At 68.6% G+C, this 24,805-nt stretch carries 21 protein-coding genes; 15 read left to right on the top strand and 6 right to left on the bottom strand.

Annotated features, from left to right (window positions below):
• Positions 1-25: 25 nt before the first annotated feature.
• The 3 genes from KEC57_RS05180 to KEC57_RS05170 are packed head-to-tail and all read left to right on the top strand — an operon-like array spanning position 26 to position 3,611.
• On the top strand, positions 26-1,015 hold the full coding sequence (locus tag KEC57_RS05180; protein WP_229383452.1) for a carbohydrate ABC transporter permease: 990 nt from the start codon (positions 26-28) through the stop codon (positions 1,013-1,015).
• On the top strand, positions 1,015-1,872 hold the full coding sequence (locus KEC57_RS05175; RefSeq protein ID WP_229383451.1) for a carbohydrate ABC transporter permease: 858 nt from the start codon (positions 1,015-1,017) through the stop codon (positions 1,870-1,872). The genes KEC57_RS05180 and KEC57_RS05175 overlap by 1 nt, the downstream gene beginning before the upstream one ends.
• 41 nt (positions 1,873-1,913) lie before the next feature.
• A complete protein-coding gene (locus KEC57_RS05170; RefSeq protein WP_229383450.1) occupies positions 1,914-3,611 on the top strand; it encodes an ABC transporter ATP-binding protein in 1,698 nt (565 codons plus the stop codon).
• A gap of 80 nt (positions 3,612-3,691) precedes the next feature.
• Here the strand turns inward: KEC57_RS05170 and KEC57_RS05165 are convergent, their stop codons facing one another.
• A complete protein-coding gene (locus KEC57_RS05165) occupies positions 3,692-4,486 on the bottom strand; it encodes an HpcH/HpaI aldolase family protein (protein WP_229383449.1) in 795 nt (264 codons plus the stop codon).
• 77 nt (positions 4,487-4,563) lie between these two features.
• Positions 4,564-5,688: a PucR family transcriptional regulator gene (locus KEC57_RS05160; protein ID WP_229383448.1), complete on the bottom strand. Its 1,125-nt coding sequence runs from the start codon at positions 5,686-5,688 to the stop codon at positions 4,564-4,566.
• 150 nt (positions 5,689-5,838) lie between these two features.
• On the opposite strand from KEC57_RS05160, the gene KEC57_RS05155 reads away from it, so the two are divergent.
• Positions 5,839-6,582, top strand: a complete 744-nt coding sequence (locus KEC57_RS05155; RefSeq protein ID WP_229383447.1) for an SDR family NAD(P)-dependent oxidoreductase — start codon at positions 5,839-5,841, stop codon at positions 6,580-6,582.
• Positions 6,583-6,615: 33 nt separating this feature from the next.
• Here the strand turns inward: KEC57_RS05155 and KEC57_RS05150 are convergent, their stop codons facing one another.
• From KEC57_RS05150 to KEC57_RS05140, 3 genes are all read right to left on the bottom strand, one after another.
• Positions 6,616-7,977 carry a HupE/UreJ family protein gene (locus tag KEC57_RS05150; RefSeq protein WP_229383446.1) on the bottom strand — a complete coding sequence of 454 codons (1,362 nt, stop codon included), beginning with the start codon at positions 7,975-7,977 and terminating at the stop codon, positions 6,616-6,618.
• Positions 7,977-9,128, bottom strand: a complete 1,152-nt coding sequence (locus KEC57_RS05145) for a DUF3500 domain-containing protein (protein WP_229383445.1) — start codon at positions 9,126-9,128, stop codon at positions 7,977-7,979. Before KEC57_RS05145 ends, KEC57_RS05150 begins: the two co-directional genes overlap by 1 nt.
• 105 nt (positions 9,129-9,233) lie before the next feature.
• The gene (locus KEC57_RS05140; RefSeq protein WP_229383444.1) at positions 9,234-10,217 is read right to left on the bottom strand and encodes a LysR family transcriptional regulator; all 984 of its coding nucleotides are present in this window, start codon (positions 10,215-10,217) and stop codon (positions 9,234-9,236) included.
• 148 nt (positions 10,218-10,365) lie between these two features.
• On the opposite strand from KEC57_RS05140, the gene KEC57_RS05135 reads away from it, so the two are divergent.
• Both KEC57_RS05135 and KEC57_RS05130 read left to right on the top strand, forming a co-directional pair.
• A complete protein-coding gene (locus KEC57_RS05135; RefSeq protein WP_229383443.1) occupies positions 10,366-12,384 on the top strand; it encodes an FAD/NAD(P)-binding protein in 2,019 nt (672 codons plus the stop codon).
• Positions 12,377-13,645, top strand: coding sequence for a MalY/PatB family protein (locus tag KEC57_RS05130; RefSeq protein ID WP_229383442.1), 1,269 nt, complete (start codon positions 12,377-12,379; stop codon positions 13,643-13,645). Before KEC57_RS05135 ends, KEC57_RS05130 begins: the two co-directional genes overlap by 8 nt.
• Positions 13,646-13,679: 34 nt before the next feature.
• On the opposite strand, the gene KEC57_RS05125 is transcribed toward KEC57_RS05130, so the two are convergent.
• A complete protein-coding gene (locus tag KEC57_RS05125) occupies positions 13,680-14,402 on the bottom strand; it encodes an SDR family oxidoreductase (RefSeq protein ID WP_229383441.1) in 723 nt (240 codons plus the stop codon).
• Positions 14,403-14,680: 278 nt separating this feature from the next.
• Between KEC57_RS05125 and KEC57_RS05120 the strand changes: the two genes are divergently transcribed.
• The 9 genes from KEC57_RS05120 (at position 14,681) to KEC57_RS05080 (ending at position 24,776) form a co-directional block, all read left to right on the top strand.
• Complete coding sequence (locus KEC57_RS05120) at positions 14,681-15,289, top strand: CMD domain protein (protein WP_229383440.1); 609 nt, start codon at positions 14,681-14,683, stop codon at positions 15,287-15,289.
• Entirely contained in the window at positions 15,286-15,960 is a 675-nt protein-coding gene (locus KEC57_RS05115) for an alkylhydroperoxidase domain protein (protein ID WP_229383439.1), read from the top strand. Before KEC57_RS05120 ends, KEC57_RS05115 begins: the two co-directional genes overlap by 4 nt.
• A 179-nt stretch (positions 15,961-16,139) precedes the next feature.
• Positions 16,140-17,801 (top strand): TIGR04028 family ABC transporter substrate-binding protein, encoded by a 1,662-nt coding sequence (locus KEC57_RS05110; protein ID WP_229383438.1) that lies wholly within the window; start codon positions 16,140-16,142, stop codon positions 17,799-17,801.
• Positions 17,802-17,897: 96 nt separating this feature from the next.
• Positions 17,898-18,839, top strand: coding sequence for an ABC transporter permease (locus tag KEC57_RS05105; RefSeq protein WP_229383437.1), 942 nt, complete (start codon positions 17,898-17,900; stop codon positions 18,837-18,839).
• The gene (locus KEC57_RS05100; protein ID WP_229383436.1) at positions 18,836-19,807 is read left to right on the top strand and encodes an ABC transporter permease; all 972 of its coding nucleotides are present in this window, start codon (positions 18,836-18,838) and stop codon (positions 19,805-19,807) included. The genes KEC57_RS05105 and KEC57_RS05100 overlap by 4 nt, the downstream gene beginning before the upstream one ends.
• Positions 19,804-21,507: a dipeptide ABC transporter ATP-binding protein gene (locus KEC57_RS05095; RefSeq protein WP_229383435.1), complete on the top strand. Its 1,704-nt coding sequence runs from the start codon at positions 19,804-19,806 to the stop codon at positions 21,505-21,507. The genes KEC57_RS05100 and KEC57_RS05095 overlap by 4 nt, the downstream gene beginning before the upstream one ends.
• Positions 21,508-21,538: 31 nt before the next feature.
• Entirely contained in the window at positions 21,539-21,796 is a 258-nt protein-coding gene (locus tag KEC57_RS05090; RefSeq protein ID WP_229383434.1) for a glutaredoxin family protein, read from the top strand.
• A gap of 53 nt (positions 21,797-21,849) precedes the next feature.
• On the top strand, positions 21,850-23,862 hold the full coding sequence (locus KEC57_RS05085; RefSeq protein ID WP_229383699.1) for an FAD/NAD(P)-binding protein: 2,013 nt from the start codon (positions 21,850-21,852) through the stop codon (positions 23,860-23,862).
• A gap of 173 nt (positions 23,863-24,035) precedes the next feature.
• The gene (locus KEC57_RS05080; RefSeq protein WP_229383433.1) at positions 24,036-24,776 is read left to right on the top strand and encodes an SDR family oxidoreductase; all 741 of its coding nucleotides are present in this window, start codon (positions 24,036-24,038) and stop codon (positions 24,774-24,776) included.
• Positions 24,777-24,805 lie beyond the last annotated feature (29 nt).

Raw genomic sequence — 24,805 nt, 5'->3', positions numbered from 1 at the left:
CTCATCTTGCCGTCAAGGAGAAGCGTTGACAGTCGTAAAAGACCGCGAGGTCGTGGAGAGCCCGCCCGTTCGGTCGCAGACCGAGATCCCTGCTGGCGCCGCGGCCGCGCCGCGCCGTCTGCGTCGTCGATGGTGGGCTCCGCTTCTCGCACTCCTGCCGGTGTTCGCGTTCCTCGGCATCTTCCAGTACTGGCCGGCCATCAGCGGGATCTGGTTCTCGTTCTGGAACTGGAAGCCGTCGGGGCAGAGCGAGTTCCTCGGGTTCGACAACTACGTGCGGATGTTCGGCGATGAGGTCTGGTGGTCGTCGTTCCGCAATCTCGGCATCATCTTCGTCTTCGGCGTCGTCATGTGGGTCTTCCCGCTCATCGCCGCCGAGATGCTGATCGCCCTGCGCGGTGCACGATCCGCCTTCGCCTATCGCACGCTCCTCATCATCCCCATGGCCTTTCCCGGAGTGGTCACCGCTCTCGTCTGGCAGTTCTTCTACGACCCCAACAACGGTGTCATCAATGAGGTGCTGAAGGCGGTCGGGTTGGGCGATCTCGCACACAACTGGACGGGGGATCCGAACTGGGCGCTGATCTCGCTGCTCTTCGTCGGCTTCCCCTTCATCGCCGGACTTCCCTTCCTCATCATGTACTCGGCGCTGCAGAACATCCCCAAGGAACTGTTCGAGGCCGCAGCGCTCGACGGCGCGACCGGCATCCGGCGCATCCTGCAGATCGATCTGCCCCTCATGGCGTCGCAGTTCCGCATCCTGTTCTTCCTCGCCGTCGTCGGCACCCTGCAGTACGGATTCACCGCCTACATCCTCACGGGCGGCGGTCCCGACAACGCCACGGTCGTGCCCATCCTGCGTGTGCTGACGGTGGCTTTCCAGACACAGAACTGGGGTTATGCCGCGGCGCTGTCGACCACGCTGTTCGCCATCACCCTCTTCATCAGCGTCCTGGTCGTCTTCGTCGGCCGTTCCCGCCCCGCCAAGTCCGTCGCCGTCGAGGAGAAGCACTGATGATCGCCACCGTAGAAGCCCCGCCGATCCGCCGCCGCACCGGGCGGCGCCCTCAGATCGGCCTGCACGTCGGTCTGATCACGTTCGTGTTCCTCAGCCTGGCGCCGTACCTGTTCATGATCGTGACCTCGCTGAAGACGAACCAGCAGTACGCCGAGAGCTTCTGGGCACCGGCGTGGCCGCTGCACTGGGAGAACTACGGCACCGCGTTGGCGCAGATCGCGCCGTACCTGATCGCCTCGATCGTGGTCGCCATCGCATCCGTGGCGGGCATCGTCATCGTGTCGCTGGTGGCCGGGTTCGTCTTCTCGCGCTTCCGCTTCCCGGGCCGCAATGCGCTCTATGCCTGCGTCGCGGCGCTGATGATGGTTCCGAGCATCGCGAGCCTCATCCCGCTCTTCCTGATGATGCGCGATCTCGGGATCCTCAACACCTACGCGGTGCTGATCCTCCCGCAGATCGCGGGTGGCGCGATCCTCGGCATCATCCTGATGCGCAGCTATATCGACGGCATCCCCGAGACGCTGTTCGAGGCCGCTCAGCTCGACGGCGCCGGACCCTTCCGCCTGTTCGTCTCGCTCATGCTGCCGCTGGCGCTGCCGGTCATCGGCACGGTCGCGTTGATCACGGTGCAGGCGGTGTGGAACGACTTCTTCTGGCCGCTGCTCACCGTGACCGACAACAGCCTTCGCACCGTGTCGATCGGCCTGCTCTTCTTCCAAGGGCAGTCGGCCACGCAGTTCGGCCCGATGTTCGCCGGCTATCTGCTGGCGAGCCTGCCCCTGGTGATCCTCTTCGTCTTCTTCTCGCGGTACTTCCTTGCGGGAATGCAGGGCGGCATGCCCGGTTCGCATTGATGGAGGTTCGCGCCGCCGCGCCCGTCCGGTCGCTGTTCGCGATGCTCCGTCCCTACCGGGGCAGGGTGATCGCAGCCGCGTTCTTCCACGTCCTCAAGGATGCGCCGCTGTGGGTCATCCCGGTATTCACGGCGATGATCATCGATACCGTCGTGGCCGGCGACGACATCCCGAGGCTGATGATCCTGGTCGCCGCCGCGAGCCTCGTGCTCCTTCAGAACTACCCCAATCATCTGATCTACGTCCGCCTCTACAGCCGGGTCTACCGATCCGTGGGCGCGGACATCCGCAACGCCCTCACCGAACGTCTGCAGGGGCTCTCGATCGGCTACCACTCGCGGCGCAGCGCCTCGATCATCCAGACGAAGATGGTGCGTGACGTCGAGAACATCGAGCTGCTGATGCAGCAGGTGTTCCCGGTCGTCGCGGTGGCCGGCAGCATCCTGATCGGGTCGATCGCGGTGACCGCGGTGCAGGCGCCGGCGTTCCTGCTCGTCTACGCGCTGACCGTGCCGATCGCCGCGGGCCTCGTCGCCGGGATGCGCACGCGCGCGGCGCGGCGCAACGAACGCTTCCGTGCGGAGGTCGAGCAGTTGTCGTCGACCGTCAGCGAGATGGCGAGTCTCATCCCGATCACCCGGGCCCACGGCCTCGAACGGACCGCGACCGAAAGGGTCTCAGCGACGGCGCAACGGGTGAAGACGGCGGGGATGGCGCTGGACCGTCTGAACGGCCGATTCGAGACGACCTCGTGGGTCGCCTTCAACATCCTCTCGATGCTGTGCCTCGGCTTCGCGGGGTACGCCGCGATGTCGGGCATCCTGCCCATCAGCCCCGGTCAGGTCGTGCTGCTGAGCACCTACTTCGCCACGCTCACGACAGCCGTCTCGCAGCTCGTCGGCCTCACGCCCGTCCTGAGCAAAGGCCTCGAGTCGATGAAGTCGATCGCAGAGATCGTCGAGGACCCCGACATCGAGCGCAACGACGGAAAGCGCGGCGTGGATTCGGTGAGCGGCACGATCCGCTTCGAGGGGGTCACGTACTCGTTCCCCGACGACGACCGAGTCGCGCTCGACGGTCTCGACCTCGAGATCGAGCCGGGCGAGACCATCGCGTTCGTCGGACCTTCCGGGTCGGGCAAGTCGACGACGCTCAACCTCGTGCTGGGCTTCATCCGTCCGACGACCGGACGGCTCCTGATCGACGGTGCGGATGCCGAGACCTTGGACATGCGGACGGTGCGGCGCTTCATGTCGGTCGTGCCGCAGGAATCGGTCCTGTTCGAGGGGAGTATTCGCGACAACGTCACGTTCGGTCTCGTCGATGTGACCGACGAACGGGTCGAGGCCGCCCTCCGCGACGCGCAGGCGATGGAGATCGTCGAGAACCTCCCCGATGGCTGGCATACGCGCGTCGGCCCGCGCGGCGCGCGGCTCTCGGGTGGGCAACGACAGCGACTGGCGATCGCGCGCGCGCTGATCCGAGACCCGCGGATCCTGCTGCTCGACGAGGCGACCAGCGCCCTCGACAGTACGTCCGAGGCCCAGATCCAGACCGCGCTCGCGGTGTTGCGGCGAGGCCGGACGTCGCTCGTCGTGGCCCACCGCCTCTCGACCGTGCGGGATGCCGATCGGATCGTCGTCATGGAGCGGGGGCGGATCGTCGAGATCGGTACGCACGGGCGCCTTCTGGCCGACGGAGGTTCGTACGCGCGCCTCCACGCCGCCCAGACGCGGTGAGCACCGGGGCCTGCACGCGCCGAGCCGGCGCCGATCTACCGCGCGGCGACTGACCCGCGAAGATCCCGATCCCGGGCGGATCAGTACCCGCGCACCACGGGGGCGGGTTCAGCCCGGGAGCGCGCGGCGAGTGCGAGGGCGGCATCCGAGAGCAGCGACGTGTCGGTGCCGATGGTCAGCATCTGGAAGCCGCGCGGCTGCCAGTAGCGGGCCATCTCGAGCGAGGAGCAGTGCAGTCCGGCGAGGATGCCGTGGCGGTCGCAGACGTTCGCCACGGACTGAAGGGCATCGTGCACGACGTCGTCGTCCGAGTAGGTCGCCCGTCCTCGGCCGAGCCCGAGCGCCAGATCGTTCGGCCCGACGTAGATTCCCGCGAGCCCGGGCGTCGCGGCGATCTCCTCGACTCGATCGAGGCCCCTCCGGGTCTCGACCATGGCGAGGCATCCGACGATCGCGTTCGCATCGCCGGGCCGGCGCGCCGTGTCGGGCCACAACGGTCCCCAGCTCCGCGCGCCGTCGGGCGGGTACGACGCGGCATGCACCGCGGCCGCTGCTTCGGCGGCGGACTCCACCATGGGCACCACGACGAGCTCCGCACCGAAGTCCAGCGCCTGCATCACCAGCTCGGGGCGGTTCCACGCGACGCGCACCACGCACGTCGTCGGTGTCGCGCGCAGGACCCGCGCGATCCGGTGCACGGCACTGGGCGGAAGCATCCCGTGCTGCAGATCGATCGCGAGGTAGTCGAAGCCGGCAGCGGTGAAGGACGCGACCGCCGACTCCGAGTCCAGGCAGCTCCAGAGCCCGAGACCCGCGCTGTCACGCCAGGCGTGCCACGACGGTGAGGGTCCGATCGGGTCGTGTGCGTCTGTCATGAGAGCCTCTCTTCCCCAGGCGGATCGCGTCAGTGAATCGTTTCACAACGCCATTCACACCATACCCGCGAACGCGGTCACCCCTCCGCCGTCGCACGGACGAGCAGGGCGAGGAGCAGGCGCGTATCCGCGTCATCGAGATCCGTCCCGCGATCGCGCAGCGCACGCACCCGGTACCGCACGGTGTTCGGGTGGACGTGCAGCACCTCGGCCGCGCGGCGCGCATCCGCGCCCGAATCGACGTAGGCGCGGACTCCGTCGTCCAGGGCCGGGCTCAGGCGGTGCACGAGCAGCCCGGGGTCGGATTTTACGAGACCGGCGATCTCGCGCACCGCGGCCTCGACCAGCACTTCGTCGATCTCGCGTGCGGTACCGGCGTGAGCATTGGCCGTCAGGGCGGCCCCCGCCTCGCGAGCGGACTCGGGGAGGTCGGCCGCTCGACGGACGGTACCGCCCACCCCGGCACGCGTACCCGCGAGGACCGGCAGTGTGCACATCAGGCGTGAGAGTGCGCCGTGCAGTCCTGAATCGCCGAGCACGATCATCCGGTCGCCGATCACCGTGGTGGCGGCCGCGACCCCCAATCCGGTCAGCTCACGATCGAACGTGTCGCGAAGATCGACGATCGATCCTTCACCGACGATGGCGGCGATACGCATCCCTCGCTCCGGGGAGAAGCCGAGGCGACCACTCGCGCTCGCATCGCTGCCGTCCACGGCCGCGCGCACGAGTGCCGCCGAGCGTGCACGATCGGCCGTGCGTGAGATCCGTTCCCATTCCAGATGGGCTGCGACCGCGTCGGAGACGCGTCGCAGGTGCGCCTGGCCGCCGAGGGTGAGCGCGTCGGCGTCTCCGAGGATCCAGAGCATGCCGAGAGGGCGATCGGCGTGCCTCACCCGGATCCCGATGCGCGCGGACACCTCCTCGCCCGTCGCGGTGCGTCCGGCCGGGAAGGCGACCGGGCCCGGTGAGCGGAGGATCCGGTCGCGGGAGTCGGTGCGCGCATGGACCGCCGGCACGGACTGGGAGAGGATCGCGTCGCGCTGCAGATCATCCGCGGTCGCGGGGTCGATCGCCGAGAACGCGAGCACCCGCCACTCCGTGTCGACGAGCGCGACCGGATGCCCGAGCCAGCCGGCGAGCATGTTCATCGTCGTGGTGATGTCGCCGAACGGCGAGATGTCGGGTCCGGAGGCATCCACTATCCGATTCTCCGATCTGAGTCTCGCCGTTGGGGGATAGCCTAGTGAATGGTTTCATTCAAAACGATGTGAATCTTGATTCTGAGGCGTGTAGGTCGGGTATGCAGGCTACTGAATCGATTTATGAAACCCCTACGCGAGCGGAGAGAAATGACGTCATCGGAGCGCACCGCGGTGGTGACCGGCGGTGCCAGTGGGATCGGCGCAGCGATCGCCGCGCGCCTCATCGATCAGGGGCTGCGGGTCGTGATCGCCGATCGCAGTGCGAGCGTCGTCGCCGTGGCGGAGCGGCTGGGGGCCGAGCCGATGCTGCTCGACGTCGGGAACCAGCGCGATCTCGACCGTGCCGCCGAGATCGAGCGAGTGGACGTGCTGGTGAACTCCGCCGCGGTGCCGGCCGACGTCCCACCCGACGCCGTCGACATCGGGGTCACGATGAGCCGGGTGCTGGATGTCAACGTCATCGGGATCTCGCGGGTCGTCGCGTGCTTCCTGCCGCACCTGCGGCGGTCTCCGTCCGCGAGGATCCTCAACATCGGCTCGGTGCAGGGCCTTGCGGCCGGCGCCGGCGGTTCGGCGTATGCGACGAGCAAGGGAGCGGTGCACGCCCTCACCCGTGCTCTCGCCGTCGATCTCGCGGCATCAGGAATCCTCGTCAACGCGTTGGCGCCGGGATTCGTCGACACACCCATGGCGCTGCTCGCCGACGGGCGCAGCGAGTATGACACCGACTGGTTTCAGACCGTCTACGTGGAGCATGCCCGCATCCCGCTGCGCCGCCCCGCGCGCCCTGAGGAGATCGCCGTGGCTGCGTCCTTCCTGGTGTCCGAGGCGAACACCTACATCACCGGTGCGGTGCTGCCCGTGGACGGCGGGCTCCTCGCGACCTTCTGAGCCGGCAGATCGTGCGTCGTGCACCTGGCCACCTCAGAGCCTGACGACCGATTCCCTCTCGCTGGTGCCGTCGACCAGCGGCGCGAGCGCCCGCGGGTCGTCGCGTGCCGACGACCGCCCGGTTCGCGGTACCAGCCGCCGCACGGCGACGACGATCCCGGCGAGCCACAGAGCGAGAACCAGAGCGGGCCCGATGACCCCGAGAGCATCTGCTGCCTCGCCGATCGCATTCGGCACCCCGAGGCGATCGACCAGCCACCCCACGGCCGCGAGGGCCGTGATCGACGCGGCGATGATCCGCAGCGGCGTGTAGATGCGCGTTCGCGCCAGCAGCACGAGCGGTGGCAGCACCAGCGCGACGACCAGCAGCTGCATGAGCTCGATGCCGATGTTGAACCCGAGCAGGCTCAGCGCGAGCTGACCGCCGTTCAGGTCGAGCGCCGTGAGCGTGGTCGAGAAGGCCATGCCGTGGATCAGCCCGAACAGTCCGGCTACGAGCGCTTCGCGACCGGGGAAGAGCGGGCGGATGGCGTGTGCCGCCGCGACGAGGATGCTCACCGCGATGAGCGCCTCGACCGCTTGCTGGGGAACCGGCAGTCCGAGAGTACCCAGCGCGAGGGTCGCCGAGTGCCCGATCGTGAACGCCAGTGTGATCGTAAGGATCCGCCGGATCGTGGTGCGAGGACGCGCGACGCCTCGCCAGCGCCCGCGCAGCGCGATCAGCGGAGCCGGAAGCAGCAGGGTCAGCAGGAACAGCTGGTGGTCCGTTCCCTCGGCGATGTGCGAGATGCCCAGCCCGACCATGCCGGCGAACCCCTGCCACAGGCTGCCGTCGTCGAGGTCGATGCTCAGCGGAGCAACGGCGCCCGACACCGTGTCGGTCGTTATCGTGCCGAGGTCGCGAGCCGACTCGAGTTCGCCCGACGCCCAGTCGGTGTGAAGCGTCACGTAGATGTCGGCCGTGACCACCTGATGGATGATCGCGTCGTAGTCCAGCGTGAACGCCCGCAGATCAGCCGTGGCGGGTGGCGTCAACGTGGCGGTCGCCGTCACCGCGGCGAACTCGCCGGTGCCCCACTGCTCGGTGTCGGCGACCGAGACGTCATCGACCGCGACCGTCCAGCCTGCGTTGTCGGAGGTCACGGCGAAATGCTCCTCGAGATACTGCTCGATCTCCTCCGCGGTCGTCGCGTCGACGGCATCCGTGATCTCGATTCCGCTGGCGATGGACAGATCGGAGGCCGGCAGGGTCATCGACGCGGTGATGTCGCTTTCGTGGACATCCAGAGCGATCACCGTCGATGGCACGACGTGCGCGGACGCAGGGGCCGCGACGAGCAGGCTCGCCGCGCACGCGAGGAGCACAGCGAGCGCGGCGAGGAGAGCCCGGCGCATCAGGAGGTCGTGCCGCCGTAGTCGTTCTGCTTGTCGCGCCACACCGAGTGCGGGTGCGCGCCGGAAAGGACGATGCCGTGCTGCATCGAGGACTCGATCCAGACGGAGGGACCGTCGATGCGGATGTAGTCGCCCTCCTCAGCCATCGATGTCGAGCCGCTGAAGGAGATGTACGTCTCGTCGAGTTCGCTCTCGTACTCGGCGAGGATGGCAGCGGCATCCGCATCGTCGACATCACCGACGTAGGTCGCAATCGCCGCGAGGACGAGCGCCTTCTGCTCGTCGGTCAGGTCCGAGCCCTTGATGCCTTCGGACGTGGTGGGGAACGCCCAGTCGTTGCCCGGTCCGAGAAGGATGTCGTTGAACGATTCGGAGAGCTCCGCCGTCGCGAGCTGTTCGGTGGTCAACGACGCGAGCAGCGCCGCGAACGCCTCCTGCTCCTGCTGCTCGGCCTGGACGGTCGTGCCGTCCTGCTCGACCGTCTCGAAGGGCTCGATGCCGCGGAACGACGGAGTCGCTCCGGCGAGAGCGCCGTCGACGTACGTGTTCGCCAGGGCGAGGTGGTGGCCGCCGAACTGGAGTTCCCAGGTGCCGGAGTCGGAGGGGGTGCCGAGGAAGGCGATGAAGAAGTTCCCGGTGCCGTAGTCGGACCCGCCGCCGTTGTCGGCGAGGTAGTCGTCCGCGGCGAGATGCTGCATGATCTCGTCGAAGCCTTCGTTCTCGGCGGAGCCGGTCACCGCGCTCAGCAGCGCTTCCAACGCCGTCCACTGCTCGTCGGTGAGGGAATCGGTCTGCAGGCCGACACGGCCGCCGCCGCTGCTCTGCGCGCCGGGGCCGCCGCCGGCCAGCAGTGCATTCGGGAAGTTCGACCAGTTCTCGGCGTTCTCCAGCGAGTAGTCCTGGTACAGCGACGCCTTCTGATCGTCGGACAGCGTTGCGGCGAACGCTTCTGCGAGAGCGACGACCTCGCTACTGGAGCCGGTCGTGGATGTGGAGGTGGATGACGACGCGGCAGGCTCTTCTGTCGCGGTGGTGGTCGGGGTGCCGGCGCAGCTGGCGAGCGTGATGCTGAGCGCGAGGACGCTCGACGCACCGAGCCAGGTGAGGGTCCTGCGCTTGCGGCGCAGAGTGCCGGATCGGATCGTGTTCATAGGGCGAACTTAGGCAGCCTGTCGATGCGAGAACACGGCGTCGCTTATGCATCGGATATGACCCGTCGGGTCGGCATCGGCGAGCCGCGGCGCCCGGAGCCTGCGCTACGCCTGCCGGAGACGCCAGCGCGTGCCGTCGATGGCGCGGATGGTGGAGACGGCGGCAGCGATGGCCGGCAGATCGTGCTTCTCGGTCGGGACGAGGATGCTGATCAATCGGCTCGCGTCGGTGCTGAGCTTCTTCACGGCGACGCCCGACGGAAGCGCCGCGGTGCCGAGCGCCAGCCGCGGGATGAGCGAGATCCCGAGCCCGGCGTCCACCATCCCGACGGTGGCGGCGAAGTTGTCGGTCTCGTACGTGATCTCGGGAGCGTAGCCGTACTCCTCGCAGAGGCGAAGCAGGTGGGTGCGGCACCGCGGGCATCCGGCGATCCACTGATCGTCCTCGAGCGTGTCGACGTCGATGCTCTCTTCGGCCGCCAGAGGGTGATCGGCCGGGACCAGAAGGAAGAGGGGGTCGATGAAGAGCGGGATCAGAGTGAGGCCCGCCATCGCGTCGGGGTGGTGGGCCCCGTTCGCCTCTCCTTGATAGCTGAAGACGAATGCCAGGTCGCACTGCCCCGATACGACCATCTCGGTCGCCTCGGGCGGCTCCGCCTCGGTGTAGTTGACGCTCAGCCCTTGGTGACGGTCCTGAATCCGCGCGATCAGGTGAGGCACGATCGTCGCCGATACGGAGGGGAACCCGGCGATGCGGATGCGCCCTGAGCGCAGGCTCGCCAGGCCCGCCAGCTCGCTCCCCGCCACCGCCAGCGCGTCGAGGACGCCCTGAGCGTGCTGGCTGAGCACCTGCCCCGCCTCGGTGAGCTCGATCGTCCTGCCGCGGTGGACGATGAGTGAGATCGCCAGTCGCCGTTCGGCGCGCTGCAGGTACTGGCTGATCGCCGGCTGCGTCGTTCCCAGGGCTTTGGCGGCGCCCGTGATCGACCCGGACTCGTGGATGGCCTTCACGATCCGCAGCGTCTGAACGTCGATGTTGAGGTCGGGTCCCGGTGCGGGCCCGCTCGCGGGCGAGGGGAGCTCGCTCATCGCCTGACCTCCCGCTCGCTGCCACGTAGATGCGTTCAGTCTACGAACCTCGCCCGCGGTTCGGCACTCGAGCGGCTGCGGTTATCCCGTGCATAACGGGGGTTGATGCGATGCCAGCGGCGGGCGGTGGCCGCGGTAGAAACATGAAATGCCATACCCAACGTCTGCCATCTGCCTCGTCGGCGTCGGTCCGCGTGGAACCTCCATCGTCGAGCGACTCGGAGCGAACGCGTCGCTGGATGGCGGCGTGGAATGGACGCTGCACCTCGTCGACGACTCCGAATTCGGAGCCGGCCGGGTCTGGCGAACCGATCAGACGCTCGAACTGTGCATGAACACACTCGCCGGTGCTGTCACCCTCTTCACCGACCCGTACGTCACGATGGCCGGGCCTGTTCACGAGGGGCCCGACCTCTACGAGTGGTGCGTGCTGGCCGCCCATGCGCTGCGCGGCGAACGCAGCGAGGATGCGGAAAAGGTGGCCGCCGTGCGGCGGGCCGTCTTCCAGGCAGCGGACCTCCCGCAGGTCCTTCACGAGCGTCCCGCGCTCGTCGACGAGCTGGTGCGCGTGCGTCCTGAGAGCCATCCGAGTCGCGCGCTGTACGGTGCCTACTCGACGTGGGTGCTCGCGCACGCCCTCACCCGGCTTCCTCCGAACGTGTCGGTCCGGTTCCATCGCGCCCGGGCGACGGGTGTCCGCCTCGTCGATGGAGCGCCGCAGGTCGATCTCAGCGACGGCCGCACACTGTCCGTCGACGACGTGGTGCTGTCGCCGGGATGGCTCGCACGCCAGGACACCGAGACGGATGCGGCGATCTCGCGCCTCATCGAGGGCGACAGTCGTTTCGCCTGGGTGCGCGCGGACAGCCCGGTGGATCAGGTTCTGTCGGCGGTGCCGGCGGGCCGGCACGCGATCGTACGCGGAATGGGCATGGGCTTCTTCGACACGATGGCGCTGCTGACCGTCGGGCGGGGCGGCCGCTTCGAGAGCGTCGAGGACGGGCTCCGCTACCACCCCTCGGGATCCGAGCCCATCCTGCACGTCACCTCGCGCCGGGGTGTGCCGTTTCGAGCCAAGTCGCTCTATGGCGGACTGCCGCCGCAGGCTCGGATGCCGCGCCTCGACGCGTTCGTCGCGGATCGTGCGGCCGCCGGCGACACCGCGCCTGTCGATTTCGAGCGTCAGTTGTGGCGCCCGATCGTGCTCGACGCTCACGAGGCCTGGTACCGCTGCCTCCACGCGCAGTCACCCGAGGTGTTCGACGTATCGCTGGACGAGCTCTCGGCGGCGCTGGACGAGTGCGAGGATCTGGCCGGCATCGACGCGCGGCTGCGCTCGCTCGTGCCGGCGCCCGAACATCGCTTCGATCTGGCAGCCGCGATGAACCCCGTCGGAGGCTTCCACGACTCGCCCGAGCACTTCGACGCGTGGGTCGCGGACTACCTCCGGCGCGACCTGCACGAATCCGCGCGCGGGGAGCGGAGTCCGCTCAAGGCGGCGTTGTGGGTCTTCGGCTCCGCCCGCAAGGCCGTCTCGAAGCTCCTCGCGTTCGACGGAACGACGGCCGACAGCTACCTCGGCCGTGCGCATCGCGATTTCATGGCATTCGGAGGAATGGTCGGCAGCGGACCTCCCGCGTTCCGAAGCGCGCAGCTGCTCGCATTGACCGAGGCGGGCATCGTTCACTTCATCGGTCCGTCCGCCTCGCTGGAGGTCGATCTGCGTTCCGGTGAGTTCGTGTCGGCATCTGCGAACGTGGAAGGGTCCGAAGTGCGGGCGCACGCTCTGATCGACGCGTGGATGCACATGCACGACGTCGCCCGCAGCGCCGATCCGGTCATCCGGGGTCTGCGCGACGACGGCGTGATCCGCTCGCACCATCGTGTCTCGGTGGCCGGTGAGCCGACCCCCGGCATGGGCGTCGACATCGAGCGAGGCACGAGTCGCGTGATCGATGCGTCGGGTACCGCCGTCGACTGCATCCAGCTGGTGGGCATCCCGGTGAGCGACAACCGCGGCGACACGATCATCAGCCCGATGCCGCGCGCCGATGCGACTTTCCTGCAGGAGGCCGACGGCGTCGCCCGTGCCGCCCTCGACACGCTTCGTCGATCGAGCGTCAGCGCGCGGCGCCAGCCGTCTGAGAGTGCAGTGAGCCATGTCTGAGTACACGCCGCTGAGCACGCACGCCGCGACGGCCCAGATCGTGAACGCCACCGATCAGGGGATGCTCCTGCGCACCGGGAGCGCAGCGCTCACCGCGTCCGTCGGGTCTCCCACCTCGCGCCACGATCACCGCTGGACCACGCGAAAGTGGGAGGTCGCCCCGGACCACGTGGGCGCCTGGATCGCCGAGTCCGATTTCGGCACGGCCCCCGCCGTGACGCGGGCGCTGCACGACGCCGTCGATGCGGGGTTCCTGACCTACCTGCCGCAGCACACCGCGGCCGAGGCGGAGCGCGAGTGCGCGGCCTTCCTGAAGCGGCGATTCGCATGGGATGTGCCGGTGGAACGCGTGCATCTGGTCGCCGATGTCGTGGAGGGCCTGCGCGTGATGCTGCGCAACTTCGCGGCTCCCGGTCAGCCGGTGGTCGTTCCCACCCCGTGCTATGCACCCTTCCTGTCGACGCCGCGCAAGCTGGGCCGCGCGGTCATCGAGGTGCCCTCCGTCCAGGCGGACGGCCGGTGGCAGCTCGATCTCGACGGGATCGAGCGCGCGCTGTCGGGAGGCGGCGTCCTGGTGCTGTGCAATCCGCACAATCCGCTCGGACAGGTGATGCGGGAGGCCGAGATGGTGCTGCTCGCCGAGGTGGTCGATCGGACGGGCTCCCGCGTCTTCTCCGACGAGATCCACGCGCCCGTCGTCTATGCCGGCGCCCATCACATCCCCTACGCGTCGACATCCGAGATCGCCGCGCAGCACACCGTCACGGCGACGGCGACGTCGAAGGGATGGAACATCCCGGGGCTGAAGGCGGCGCAGCTGATCCTGACGTCCGACGCGGACCAGCAGCTATGGGTGGAACGCGACATCGTCCCGTCGCAGAACGGGAGCATTCTCGGCGCCATCGGTGCGATCGCGGCGTATCGCGACAGCGCGGAGTGGCTCGATGAGACGATCCAGCGCTTCGACCGCAACCGACGTCTGCTGACCGAGCTCCTGCGCGTGCACGCCCCGCACGCGCGCTACCACGAGCCGGAGGCGACCTACCTCGCCTGGATCGACCTCAGCGCCTACGACCTGCCGTCGCGGCCGGCCGAGTACCTCGCGCAGCACGCACGCGTCGTGACGTCGGAGGGCGCGGACTCCGGCGTCGGATATGAGAAGTGGGTGCGATTCAACTTCGCGATGGCGCCCGAACTCCTGACGCGCGCGGTCGAGTCGCTCGGGCGTGCGCTGGCGTCGCGGCCGCTGGCGGAGCGCTGAGCGCTCCGCCAGCGCTTCCCGAGACCGCGGCCCGTCAGCCGAGTTCGGTTCGCGGGCGGACGGCGACGTCGGTGAGGTGGACGTCTTCGCCCGCATCGACGACGAAGCGCACCGCGCGTGCCACCGACTGCACCGTGATGTAGCGCTCGGGTTCGTACGGGGTGCCGCTGCGATTGATCGACTGGCGCAGCATCGGCGTATCGGTCTGCCCGGGTGCGACGGTCGCGACACGGATGCCGTGGGCCGCCTCGTCGATTCGCAGCACATCCGCGAACCCGCGCAGCGCGTGCTTCGTCGCGGTGTACACCGCGCTCCCCGGGACGGGCTTCGTGCTGGCTCCCGAGCCGATGAAGACGACCGTGCCGCGCGCGAGGCGAAGCTGGGGCAGCAGGAGCCGGGTGAGGTCGCTGGGCGCGACGAGGTTGAGGGCGAGGTAGTCCTGCCAGACGTCGGGAGTGGTGTCATCGATCGCCCGCGCCTGTCCGAGCGCGGCGGCATGCACCACGACATCGACCCGTTCGGCCTGGGCGGCGATCATCGCGCGTGCCTGCGGGTCGGTGAGGTCGGCCGCGACAGGACGGATGCCGGGCACGCGCAGTTCGGGAAGGGTCGCGGCCGTGCGGCCGACGGCGAGGACATCGTGCGTTGTCGAGAGGTCCAGCGCGATCGCGAGCCCCATGCCGCTCGTCGCCCCGGCGACGATCGCGACGGGGCGATCGCTGGACAGCGGCGGCGACGTACGTGTGGTGTCAGGCATGGGGACTTCTCTCGGTGCGGGGATCGGAAGGATGCTGCGGGCGCGGGCAACGCCCGCGCTCGGCATGTGACAGGTATACCCGTCCAGACCGCGGGAGCGTGCGCCGGGATGAGAGGCATAACCTCTCGCATCCCTCTTCATGAGGTGAGCGGATGAGACGTAACAGTGGGGTAATCCCCGGCTGTCAGCATCAGTCGTGACGGCGGGACCCGACCTGTCGCCTCGAGAACCGCCCGGCGGTTCGCCCCATCTCAGACCGACCACAGACCGGAGGAATCGTGTCCCGACCCGACATTCTCGACCACGCGCTGGGGGTGCAGCCGGGTGATCGTCTCGACGCCGTGCGTGAGGCCCGCCCCGGCACCAAGGCCAACGCCCAGCTCAGCTACGAGGCGGTGTTCGAGCCCACGCACCCGACCAACCTCTCTGTCGCGGAGCGCTTCGGTCTCGCCGTGGTCGCGACCCGCTTTCACGGTGAGAATCTCCTTTCGGCGCACTACGAGGCCGCGTTTGCCGGAAGCGAGACCCGTCCCGCGGTCATCGACGCGCTCCGTGAGGTCGCGCTGGCGGGAACGACCAGTGGACCGTATGGCGTGTACCGCGAGACCGGTCTGAGCGGCCAGTCCGTCGAGGGCCCGCGCTTTCGCGTTCCTCACGCTGCCCGCGAGGTCTTGGGCGACGAGCTTGCTGCGCTCTTCGAGTATGTGCATCTCCTCGTCTTCCGGCCTCGCGAAGCGAATGCCGACGCGCTGCAGGTCCTGCTCGACGAGGGATGGAGCGTAGACGACGTCGTGACCGTGTCGCAGCTCGTCGCATTCCTGACCTTCCAGATCCGCCTGGCAGCCGGGCTCTCCGTGCTGCGAGCAAGTTGGGATGTACACGCATGAACAGCCAGATGAGCCCTCTCGACACCGAGCAGGTGCTGCGGCCCGACGTCCACGAACCCTTCAGCTTCACGCAGATCGGATTGGGCTGGCAGCCCTGGCTGCCCCCGCTGCCGATCGAGCAGATGACCGACCGTCACTACGACGGCCTCGTCGAAGCAGAGCGGGCGAAGATGCCGTACTTCGCGCTCCTCGTGCGAGAGCCCGAGATTCTGCGGGCGCGGACTCTCACCGACTTCGACGTCTTCCAGAACACCGAAGGCGGCCTTCCGCAGTGGGAGCGCGAGCTTGCCGCCACGGCCGCCTCGAGAGTCAACGGGTGCGTCTTCTGCGCGTCGGTGCACGCCAAGAATGCGTCGCGGATGTCGGAGCGCACGGCGGACGTGCAGCGCCTGCTCGATGAAGGAGTCTCCGCGCCGGTCGATGAGCGCTGGGATGCGATCGTCGAGGCGGCGCGGGCTCTCACCGTCACGCCGTCGGAGTTCTCGATCGAGCACGTGCGAGCGCTGTCGGATGCCGGTCTGAACGACCTCGACATCGCCGACGCGATCGCCGGCGCGGCCTTCTTCAACTGGGCCAATCGGCTCATGCTGTCGCTCGGCGAGCCGACCGTGCCCCCTCGCGCACGAGCGGCGATGGAGGCGGAAGCGGCACTGTCGGCGGCATCCGCGTGATGAGCCCGCACCCCCACTGATTCAGCATCCCGCAACCCAGCGTCATGAAATGCGGAGGAAATAGCGCTCGACATATCCTGACGATGGACCGGTCCAAAGCGATCGGCCATCACCCTCCATCTCGCTCCACGTCCCCTGTACGCCCCACCCGAGAGCTTCAGTCGAAGGAAGAGAACCTGATGATCCTGCACACCCCCATCCCGCGGCGAGCGCTCGCGGTAGGCGCGATCGGCCTCGCCGGCGCATTGCTGCTGTCCGCCTGCGCGTCGCCGGCGGCGACCGAGTCGGCCGCGACCGGAGAGCCTGTTGAGGGCGGCACGCTCGTCTACCTCGAGCACCAGCCGTTCACGAACCTCTACCCGCCTGCTGCCGGCTTCTATCCGAACGGCGCCATCATCAACAACGTCGCGGATCGCCTGGTCTACCAGAATCCCGAGACCCTCGAGTTCGAGCCGTGGGTCGCGACCTCGTGGGAGGTCAACGCGGACGCGACGCAGTACACATTCGAACTCCGGGATGACGTGACCTTCTCCGACGGATCGCCGCTGGATGCAGAGGTCGTGGCGAAGAACTTCGACCTCTTCGGACTCGGCGACGCCGATCGATCCCTCACCGTCTCCGAGGCGGTCAACAACTACGCCTCGAGCGAGGTCGTGGACGACGACACGGTGATCTTCCACTTCTCTGCACCCGCGCCGGGCTTCCTCCAGGCGACCTCGACGATCAACTCGGGTCTGCTCTCCTCCGAGACCCTGGACAAGAATCTCGAGGGATTCGGCGCCGGGTCGGCGCAGGAGATCATCGGATCCGGCCCCTTCACGGTGACCGCCGAGGAGCTGGGCTCCCAGCTCACGCTCACCGCACGTGAGGACTACGATTGGGCCCCCGAGAGCATGGACCACTCCGGCCGTGCGCGGATCGACACGGTGCAGATCGTCGTGACACCCGAGTCCGCGGTGCGCGCCGGGTCCCTCGTCTCGGGTCAGGGCGATGTCGCGCGCGTGATCGAGCCGCAGGACGAAGCGCTCGTCACATCCGCGGGCTACACGCTCGACGCTCCGAAGACGAACGGCGTGAACAACGCTCTCAACCTCCGCTTCCGCAACGAGCTCCTCTCCGACATCCGGGTTCGCCAGGCGATCGTCGCAGCGGTCGACCGCGAGGGTCTGGTGGATGCCCTGTTCGGCGAGAACTATCCGATCGCCACCTCGACCATCGCCAGCACCGCCCCGGGGTACATCGACACGTCGGAGTACTACGTCTACGACCCGGAGAAGGCGGCCGATCTGCTCGACGAGGCCGGCTGGACCCTCGGGGCGGACGGGGTGCGGAGCAAGGACGGAGTCAGGCTCTCACTCGTCGCGAGTGAGGCATCCGCCCAGACCCGCTCGTTCGACACGCTCACGCTCGTCAGTCAGCAGCTGGGCGAGGTCGGCATCGAGATGACGATCATGCGTGAAGGGACCGGTGACTACGCCGCCGCGATCCTCGACTCGGACCGGATCCAGGTTCAGCACTCCCTTGTCGGTCGCGCCGACATGGACGTGATCAAGTCGCAGTACTACTCGACCAATCGCAACATCGTGCTGAACCTCGACCGCGAGGACTCGAGCATCGGGGACCCGAAGCTCGAGGAGCTTCTCGCCGCCGTCGCGTCGACCCCCGATCCCGAGGCTCGCGTTCTCGCCAGCCAGGCAGCCCAGCAGTACATCGCGGAACAGGCCTACGTCGTTCCGTTCTACGAGGACCCGCAGGTGTACGGCATCGCCCCGTACATCCACGACATGTCCTACGAGTCGGTCGCGCGTCCGTCCTTCTACGAGGTCTGGACCTCGAAGTAACGCGTGCCGGTCGGGGTTCGCTCGCGGGCCCCGACCGGCATCCCGCCGTCGACCGGTACGGACATCCGTCACCGGAGAACAGAAAGGAAGTGCATCGTGAGATACGTTCTCGGGCGAATCGCCCAAGCGGCCATCGTTCTGCTGATCGCTTTCACCGCCGCATACACCCTCCTTCAGGCACTTCCCGGCGATGCCCTCCTCATCAAGTTCGAGAATCCCGAAGCGGGCCTGAGTCCGGCCGAGATCGCCCTCCTGCGCGACACCCTGGGGGCCGACGTCCCGGCCCTCACACAGTATTTCGACGTCCTCGGCGGGTTCCTCGTCGGCAACTTCGGGCACTCGATCCAATCGGGGACGCCGGTGCGGGAAGTGCTGGCCACGGCTCTTCCCGAGACCCTCGTCCTCGCCGCGGCCGGCTTCGTCTCGGCTGTCGTGCTCGCCGTGGCACTCGCAGGCCTCTCGCAGTTCCGCCGCCTGACGTGGCTGCGCAACGCGCTTCGGTCGCTTCCTTCACTGTTCGTGTCGATTCCGGTCTTCTGGCTCGGAATCGTGTTGATCCAGGTGTTCTCCTTCCGCCTCGGATGGGTTCCGGTCGTCAATCCAGGACCGATCCAGGGCCTGATCCTGCCGGTGATCGCGCTCGCACTCCCGATCGCGGCGCCGATCGCCCAGATCCTCATCCGCTCCATCGACGACGTCACGCTCCAGCCGTTCATCACGGTGGTGAGGGCCAAGGGCGCCACCGAGGGATGGATCCTCACCCGCAATGTGGCCCGCAACGCCGTCCTTCCTGCGCTGACGATCGCGGGACTGCTCTTCGGAGAGCTGATCGGCGGGGCGGTGATCACTGAAACGGTCTTCGGACGCACGGGCATCGGCCGCGTCACCGAACAGGCCGTCACCAACCAGGACACCCCGGTGCTCCTCGCCGTGGTCATCGTCTCGGCCGCCGTGTTCGTGCTCGTGAACCTCATCGTCGACCTCGTATACCCGCTCCTGGACCCCCGGCTCTCCCCGACCGCGAAGGCGAGATCATGACCGAGACCACGATTGCCCCGCTCGCTCCCTACGCCGAGGCGGAATCCGCCGCCACCGCAAGCCTGGCCGCCGCCGCGGCAGCCTCCCCGGGCGTGTCTTCTGACGCCGGCGCGGCGCTCACTCCCGGCGCGGTCCGGCCACGCCGCAGGACCGGACGATCCGGGCCGCGGTGGCGGGTGCGACCGGGGCTGCTGCTCGCCGGGCTGTTCCTGCTTCTCGTGATCGCCTGGGCGATCATCCCGCAGGTCTTCGCACCCCTCGATCCGACGGTGGGCATCGCGAGCGACGCCCTCCAGGGGCCGAGCGCGATCCATTGGTTCGGCACGGACGCCACCGGACGCGACGTGTACAGCCGCGTCGTCCACGGGTCGGTGCACACGCTCTCGAGTGCGCTGATCGCCGTCGGGCTCGGCCTGGTGATCGGCACGTTCATCGGCCTCATCGCCGGTTCGCTGGGCGGCTGGATCGACGCCGGTGCGATGCGCATCGTCGACGTCCTGCTCGCGATCCCGAGCCTTCTGCTGTCGCTCTCGATCGTCATCATCCTCGGCTTCGGAACCGCGCAGATCGCCATCGCCGTCGGCGTCACCAGCATCGCCGCGTTCTCGCGGCTGGCACGCGCCGAGGTGCTGCGCGTGCGCTCGACCGACTACGTCGAAGCGGCGTTCGCGAGCGGGGGGACCTTCTTCTCGGTGATGTTCCGGCACGTGCTCCCCAATTCGCTCACGCCGGTCGTCGCGCTCGGCGCACTGCAGTTCGGTACGGCGATCCTCGCGATCTCCGCGCTCGGATTCCTCGGGTACGGCGCACCCCCGCCCACCCCGGAGTGGGGTCTCATGATCGCCGAGGGACGCAACTACGTCGCGACCGCGTGGTGGCTCACGACCATCCCGGGACTGATCGTCGTCTTCACCGTGCTCGCCGCCAACCGGTTCTCGAGCGCGATCGCAGAGCGGAGCAACGCATGAATCTCTTCCGTTCATCCCGAGCAGGACGCACGCAGCCAGCCATCGGATGGGATGCCTCCGCTCCGGTCGTCGAGGCGGACCAGCTCTCGATCGCGTACGGCACGCGTTCCGGCGAAGTGCCGGTCGTGCACGGCGTGTCCTTCTCGCTCGACCGCGGCGACACGATCGCACTGGTGGGGGAGTCCGGGTCGGGCAAGACCACCACCGCCCAATCGCTGATCGGGCTGCTGGCCGCCAACGGGCGAATCACCGGAGGCCGGATCCGGCTCGGCGGTCTCGATGTCACCGACTGGACGCCCGATGAATGGCGGCGCGTCCGCGGCAGCCACGTGGGCCTCGTCCCCCAGGACCCGCACAACTCGCTCAACCCGGTCAAGCGCATCGGTGAGAGCCTCGCCGAGGTGCTTCGCATCCATCGCGCGGGCGACGCCCCGGCGATCCGCCGCCGGGTGATCGAACTCCTCGAGCGCGTCGACATCCCCGAGCCCGAGGTACGGGCGCGGCAGTACCCGCATCAGCTGTCCGGAGGGATGAAGCAGCGCGTGCTGATCGCGAGCGCGATCGCACTCCGGCCGGCGCTGATCATCGCCGACGAAGCGACGAGCGCCCTCGACGTCACCGTCCAGAAGACCATCCTCGACCTGATCGACGAGCTCCGCGCCGAGAGCGGCACCGCTGTGCTGCTGGTCACGCACGACCTCGCCGTAGCCGCCGATCGCGCGACCCATGTGGTCGTGCTCAAGGACGGCAGCGTCCAGGAGCACGGCGAGAGCGCCGCGGTCCTCCAGACCCCGGCATCCGAGTACACGCGCTCCCTCGTGGCGAACGCGCCCGCTCTGAGCACCTCGGTGCGCGACGCCGAGGACGTGCGCTCGCAACTCGCCGTTGCGGCGCGACGGCCACCCGTCGTCGCGGTCGAGAACCTCGTGGTCGCCTTCTCCCGAGGGGGCAGGACCGAGGGATTCCGGGCCGTCGACGACGTGTCGTTCACGGTCGGAGCCGGAATGACACACGCGATCGTGGGCGAGTCCGGGTCGGGGAAGTCGACCACTGCGCGCGCCGTGATGGGCTTCCAGCGCCCGACATCCGGTCGCGTGACGGTCGGCACGGACGACATCGGCGCGCAACGCGGTGCGGCGCTGCGCGCGGCCCGTCGCCATCTGCAGATGGTCTACCAGAACCCGTTCGGAAGCCTCGATCCCCGCCAGAGCGTCGCGGAGATCATCGAAGAACCGCTGCGCAACTACGGGCTCGGCTCGCGACGGGAACGCGCCGCGAAGGCTCGCGAGGCGCTCGAGCGCGTGAGCCTGCCCGCGTCTGCTGCGGCGAAGCGGCCACGCGAGATGTCGGGAGGGCAGCGCCAGCGTGTCGCGATCGCGCGCGCACTCGTGCTCGACCCGGCCGTCGTGGTGCTGGACGAAGCGGTGTCCGCTCTCGACGTCACCGTGCAGGCGAGCATCCTGCAGCTGTTGTCCGATATCCAGCGCGAGTCGGGCACGAGCTACCTCTTCATCTCGCACGATCTGGCCGTCGTCCGGCAGGTGGCCCAGACGGTGACCGTCCTGCAGCGCGGCTGCGCAGTCGAGTCGGGCATCACCGAGGAGGTCTTCGCGTCGCCGCAGCATCCCTATACCCGGGCGCTGCTCGATGCGATCCCGGGCCATCGCGCGCTGACGCCGTCCATCGGACTGCAGCGATAGCCGCCGCAGGAACACGAACAGGAACAAGATCATGACAACCGACGCGAACGCCATCATCATGTACGGCACCGGCTGGTGCGGGGACTGCACGCGCTCCAAAGCGGCTCTTCGCCGCCTCGGCGAGGACTTCGTCTACATCGACATCGAGGCCGACGACGCGGCATCCGTCCGAGCGCAGGAGATCAGCGGTGCCAAGCGGATCCCCGTGATCGTCTTCCCCGACGGCGAACACCTCGTGGAGCCTAGCGAGCTCGCGCTCCGCACGAAAGTCCTGGAACTGCGGGCCTGATCGATGACGCCGCTGCCGCTTCGCGCGGACCGATCGACGGGTGAGCGCACGTGATGCGCATCGCCGTGATCGGGATGGGTCCGCGCGGCACTGCGGTGGTCGAGCGCATGGCCGCGAATCTCGGGTCGGCGGACGATCGGGAGTGGGAACTGCACCTGATCGATCCTCACCCGCACGGCCCAGGACGGATCTGGCATGATGCGCAGTCACGCGAACTGGTGATGAACACGGTCGCGGGCGAGATCGGACTCTTCACCGATGCGACCTCGACCATCGACGGGCCCATCGTCGTGGGCCCGAACCTGTACGAGTGGAGTCTTCACGCCGGAGGCAGATCCGGCGACCTCGCCGTGAGCGCCCCGGTCGCCGCCGTGCTCGCCGAGCACGACGCCGGCACGGCGCTCGACCCCGAACTTCGAGCCGAGATCGCGCAGCTGCGGCCCTGGTCGCACCCCACCCGAGTGCTCTACGGCCGCTACCTCGAGTGGTGCCTGCAGCGCGCGATCCGCACGCTGCCCGCCGGCGTCACCGTTCATCGCCACGAGTGCGCCGCCGTCGCCCTGGCGGAGGCGACCGCCGAAGAGGCCGCGGACGGGCATCCCGCCCTGACGGTGGAGCTCGGCGACGGCGTCCGCCTGGATGTCGATGCGGCGATCCTCGCGCTGGGGTGGCTCGGCTCGCAGGCGCCGTCGGCCGACGTCGAACTCGGGCGCGGCATCCGGAATCGTGGCCTCACGTGGATCGAACCGGCGAGCCCGATCGAACAGGACCTCGATGCGATCGGCGCCGGTGAGCACGTCGTCGTGCGCGGCCTCGGCATGGGCTTCTTCGACATGATGGCGCTGGTGACGGTCGGTCGCGGTGGCCGATTCATCGAGGCCGACCCGAAGGGCGGGCTGCGGTATGAGCCGTCCGGTCGCGAGCCGCGACTGCACGTGGGTTCACGCCGCGGCGTTCCCTTCCGCTCCAAGCCGCTGTACGCCGGATTCGCTCCGTCGACGCCCCAGGCGCATCTCGGTGGACTGCGCACGCTCGCTGCCGCGCGCAGGATCGACTTCGCCGCCGACGCGATGCCGCTGATTCGGAAAGATGCCGTGAGTGCGTACTACACGACGCTGGCACGAGAGTCGCCCGGCGCCGTGCGAGGTCGGGTCGAGGACCTTCTCGGATTGCTGTGGACGCACGACCTCGACTCGGACGAATGGCTGGATTCCCTCGCGCGTCATGTCCCGGACCCGCGCAGTCGCTTGGATCTGAAACGACTTCTCGATCCGGCACGGCCGGACGGGGAGTACATCGATGCGGGTGCCTGGCGAGACTGGGTGACCGAGTACATCGATGAGGATCTCGCCGAGGGACATCGAGGAAGTGCCAGCGCGCTCAAGGCCGCCGCCTGGTCGATCGGCTGCGCTCGCGGTCTCGCGTGGGACGTCGCCGGGTTCGGGGGCCTCTGGGGCGAGTCGCACGCGCGCGACTTTCTGGAGTTCGTCGCGCTCGGCAACATGCTCGGGAGCGGTCCGCCCGCGTTCCGGATGCAGCAGCTGCGCGCTCTCATCGCGGCCGGCGTCGTGAACCTCGTCGGGCCGCGGATGCGGGTGCACGTCGAATCGCGTGAGTCATCGGGTGTGATCGTGGCCGAATCCCCCGCGGTGCCCGGCTCGCGCGTCGAAGCCACCGTGCTCGTCGACGCATGGATGCAGATGCCGCGCGCGACCGGCACGACCAGTCCGCTGCTCCGCTCGCTGATCGAGACCGGAATGGCCCGACCCTTCCGCGTGTCTGGCCGCGACGGCACGGACCACATCACCGGCGGGGTGGAGATCACCGAGGCCGAGAGTCGCATCGTGGCTGCGGACGGTTCCGTTCGCGCCCCCGTCTTCCTCCTCGGCATTCCCGCCGAAGAGGTGCGCGGAAACGGCACGGCGAGTCCGATCCCCGGCAGCGGGGGAACCTTCCTGCGCGAAGCGGATGCCGCGACGCGCGCCGCACTCGCCTTCATCCGCGTGACAGATCCGCCCCGGGGCGCCCAGCCCACGGTGGGGCGGGATATCCCCGTCCCAGCGTGACAAATCCGCCCCGGGGCACCGCCCCCACCGCGGGGTGGGATATCCCGGCCGAAACGTGACAAATCCGCCCCGGGGCACCCAGCCCACGGTGGGGCGGGATATCCCCGTCCCAGCGTGACAAATCCGCCCCGGGGCACCGCTATTACTACCCATACTCCCGAGAGGACCCAGTGATGAACGAGCAGTCGACGACGAGAGGTACGGCATCCGGCCCCGAGCGGGTCGCCGTCGTGACAGGAGCGGCAGCCGGCGGCATCGGCACCTCGGTGGTGCGCGATCTCGCTCGGACGCATCGCGTCGTGGCGATCGGCAGGAACGCCGAGCGCCTCGCCGAGCGGCTGCGGGACGTCGCCGGCGTGGAGTGCGTCGAGCTCGACCTCGCCGACTTCGACCGGTACGCCGCCGCGCTTGCGCACCTCGACCGTGTGGACGTCCTCGTGCACGCCGCTGCGGTCTCGGAGCGTTTCACGCTCGAGGCCGCACCCCTCGACGCATGGCGCAGCCATCTCGACATCAACGTGATCGCGCCGGCCATGCTCACCCAGACGCTCCTCGGCCGCCTCCGCGACGTCCGTGGGCAGGTGGTGTTCGTGAACAGCGGCGCCGGAGTGCGCGCCGTTCCGACCACGAGCGTCTACACCGCGTCGAAGTTCGCGCTCAACGGGCTCGCGGACGCATTCCGTGGTGAAGAGGGGGCGTCGGGCGTGCGGGTCGCGACGGTGTACCCGGGTGAGACGGCAACGCCGATGCTGCACAGCGATCGTGCGGCCCGAGGCGCGGTGTGGGAGCCCGAGCGCTACATAGAGCCGGCGAGTATCGCGGCAGCGATCCGGGCGGTGGTGGATGCTTCACCCGACGCCCAGCTCACGCACCTTCACGTGCGCCCTCGTTCGGAGATCTCGAGCGCGCCCTGACCCCAGAACGGTGGGGAGCCCTGAGTCCC

Origin of the sequence: Microbacterium allomyrinae, from assembly GCF_020682705.1 — a bacterium.
Taxonomy (GTDB): Bacteria; Actinomycetota; Actinomycetes; order Actinomycetales; family Microbacteriaceae; genus Microbacterium; species Microbacterium allomyrinae.
This window is presented reverse-complemented; position numbering and strand designations above follow the sequence as displayed.

Bases quoted from the DNA above. Each gene is read 5' to 3' on its own strand.
- KEC57_RS05100 (WP_229383436.1), top strand. From the start codon at position 18,836: ATGACCGAGACCACGATTGCCCCGCTCGCTCCCTACGCCGAGGCGGAA.
- KEC57_RS05175 (WP_229383451.1), top strand. From the start codon at position 1,015: ATGATCGCCACCGTAGAAGCCCCGCCGATCCGCCGCCGCACCGGGCGG.
- KEC57_RS05130 (WP_229383442.1), top strand. From the start codon at position 12,377: ATGTCTGAGTACACGCCGCTGAGCACGCACGCCGCGACGGCCCAGATC.
- KEC57_RS05135 (WP_229383443.1), top strand. From the start codon at position 10,366: ATGCCATACCCAACGTCTGCCATCTGCCTCGTCGGCGTCGGTCCGCGT.
- KEC57_RS05125 (WP_229383441.1), bottom strand. From the start codon at position 14,402: ATGCCTGACACCACACGTACGTCGCCGCCGCTGTCCAGCGATCGCCCC.
- KEC57_RS05150 (WP_229383446.1), bottom strand. From the start codon at position 7,977: ATGCGCCGGGCTCTCCTCGCCGCGCTCGCTGTGCTCCTCGCGTGCGCG.
- KEC57_RS05085 (WP_229383699.1), top strand. From the start codon at position 21,850: ATGCGCATCGCCGTGATCGGGATGGGTCCGCGCGGCACTGCGGTGGTC.
- KEC57_RS05165 (WP_229383449.1), bottom strand. From the start codon at position 4,486: ATGACAGACGCACACGACCCGATCGGACCCTCACCGTCGTGGCACGCC.
- KEC57_RS05095 (WP_229383435.1), top strand. From the start codon at position 19,804: ATGAATCTCTTCCGTTCATCCCGAGCAGGACGCACGCAGCCAGCCATC.
- KEC57_RS05090 (WP_229383434.1), top strand. From the start codon at position 21,539: ATGACAACCGACGCGAACGCCATCATCATGTACGGCACCGGCTGGTGC.
- KEC57_RS05145 (WP_229383445.1), bottom strand. From the start codon at position 9,128: ATGAACACGATCCGATCCGGCACTCTGCGCCGCAAGCGCAGGACCCTC.
- KEC57_RS05155 (WP_229383447.1), top strand. From the start codon at position 5,839: ATGACGTCATCGGAGCGCACCGCGGTGGTGACCGGCGGTGCCAGTGGG.
- KEC57_RS05170 (WP_229383450.1), top strand. From the start codon at position 1,914: ATGCTCCGTCCCTACCGGGGCAGGGTGATCGCAGCCGCGTTCTTCCAC.
- KEC57_RS05110 (WP_229383438.1), top strand. From the start codon at position 16,140: ATGATCCTGCACACCCCCATCCCGCGGCGAGCGCTCGCGGTAGGCGCG.
- KEC57_RS05140 (WP_229383444.1), bottom strand. From the start codon at position 10,217: ATGAGCGAGCTCCCCTCGCCCGCGAGCGGGCCCGCACCGGGACCCGAC.
- KEC57_RS05115 (WP_229383439.1), top strand. From the start codon at position 15,286: ATGAACAGCCAGATGAGCCCTCTCGACACCGAGCAGGTGCTGCGGCCC.
- KEC57_RS05080 (WP_229383433.1), top strand. From the start codon at position 24,036: ATGAACGAGCAGTCGACGACGAGAGGTACGGCATCCGGCCCCGAGCGG.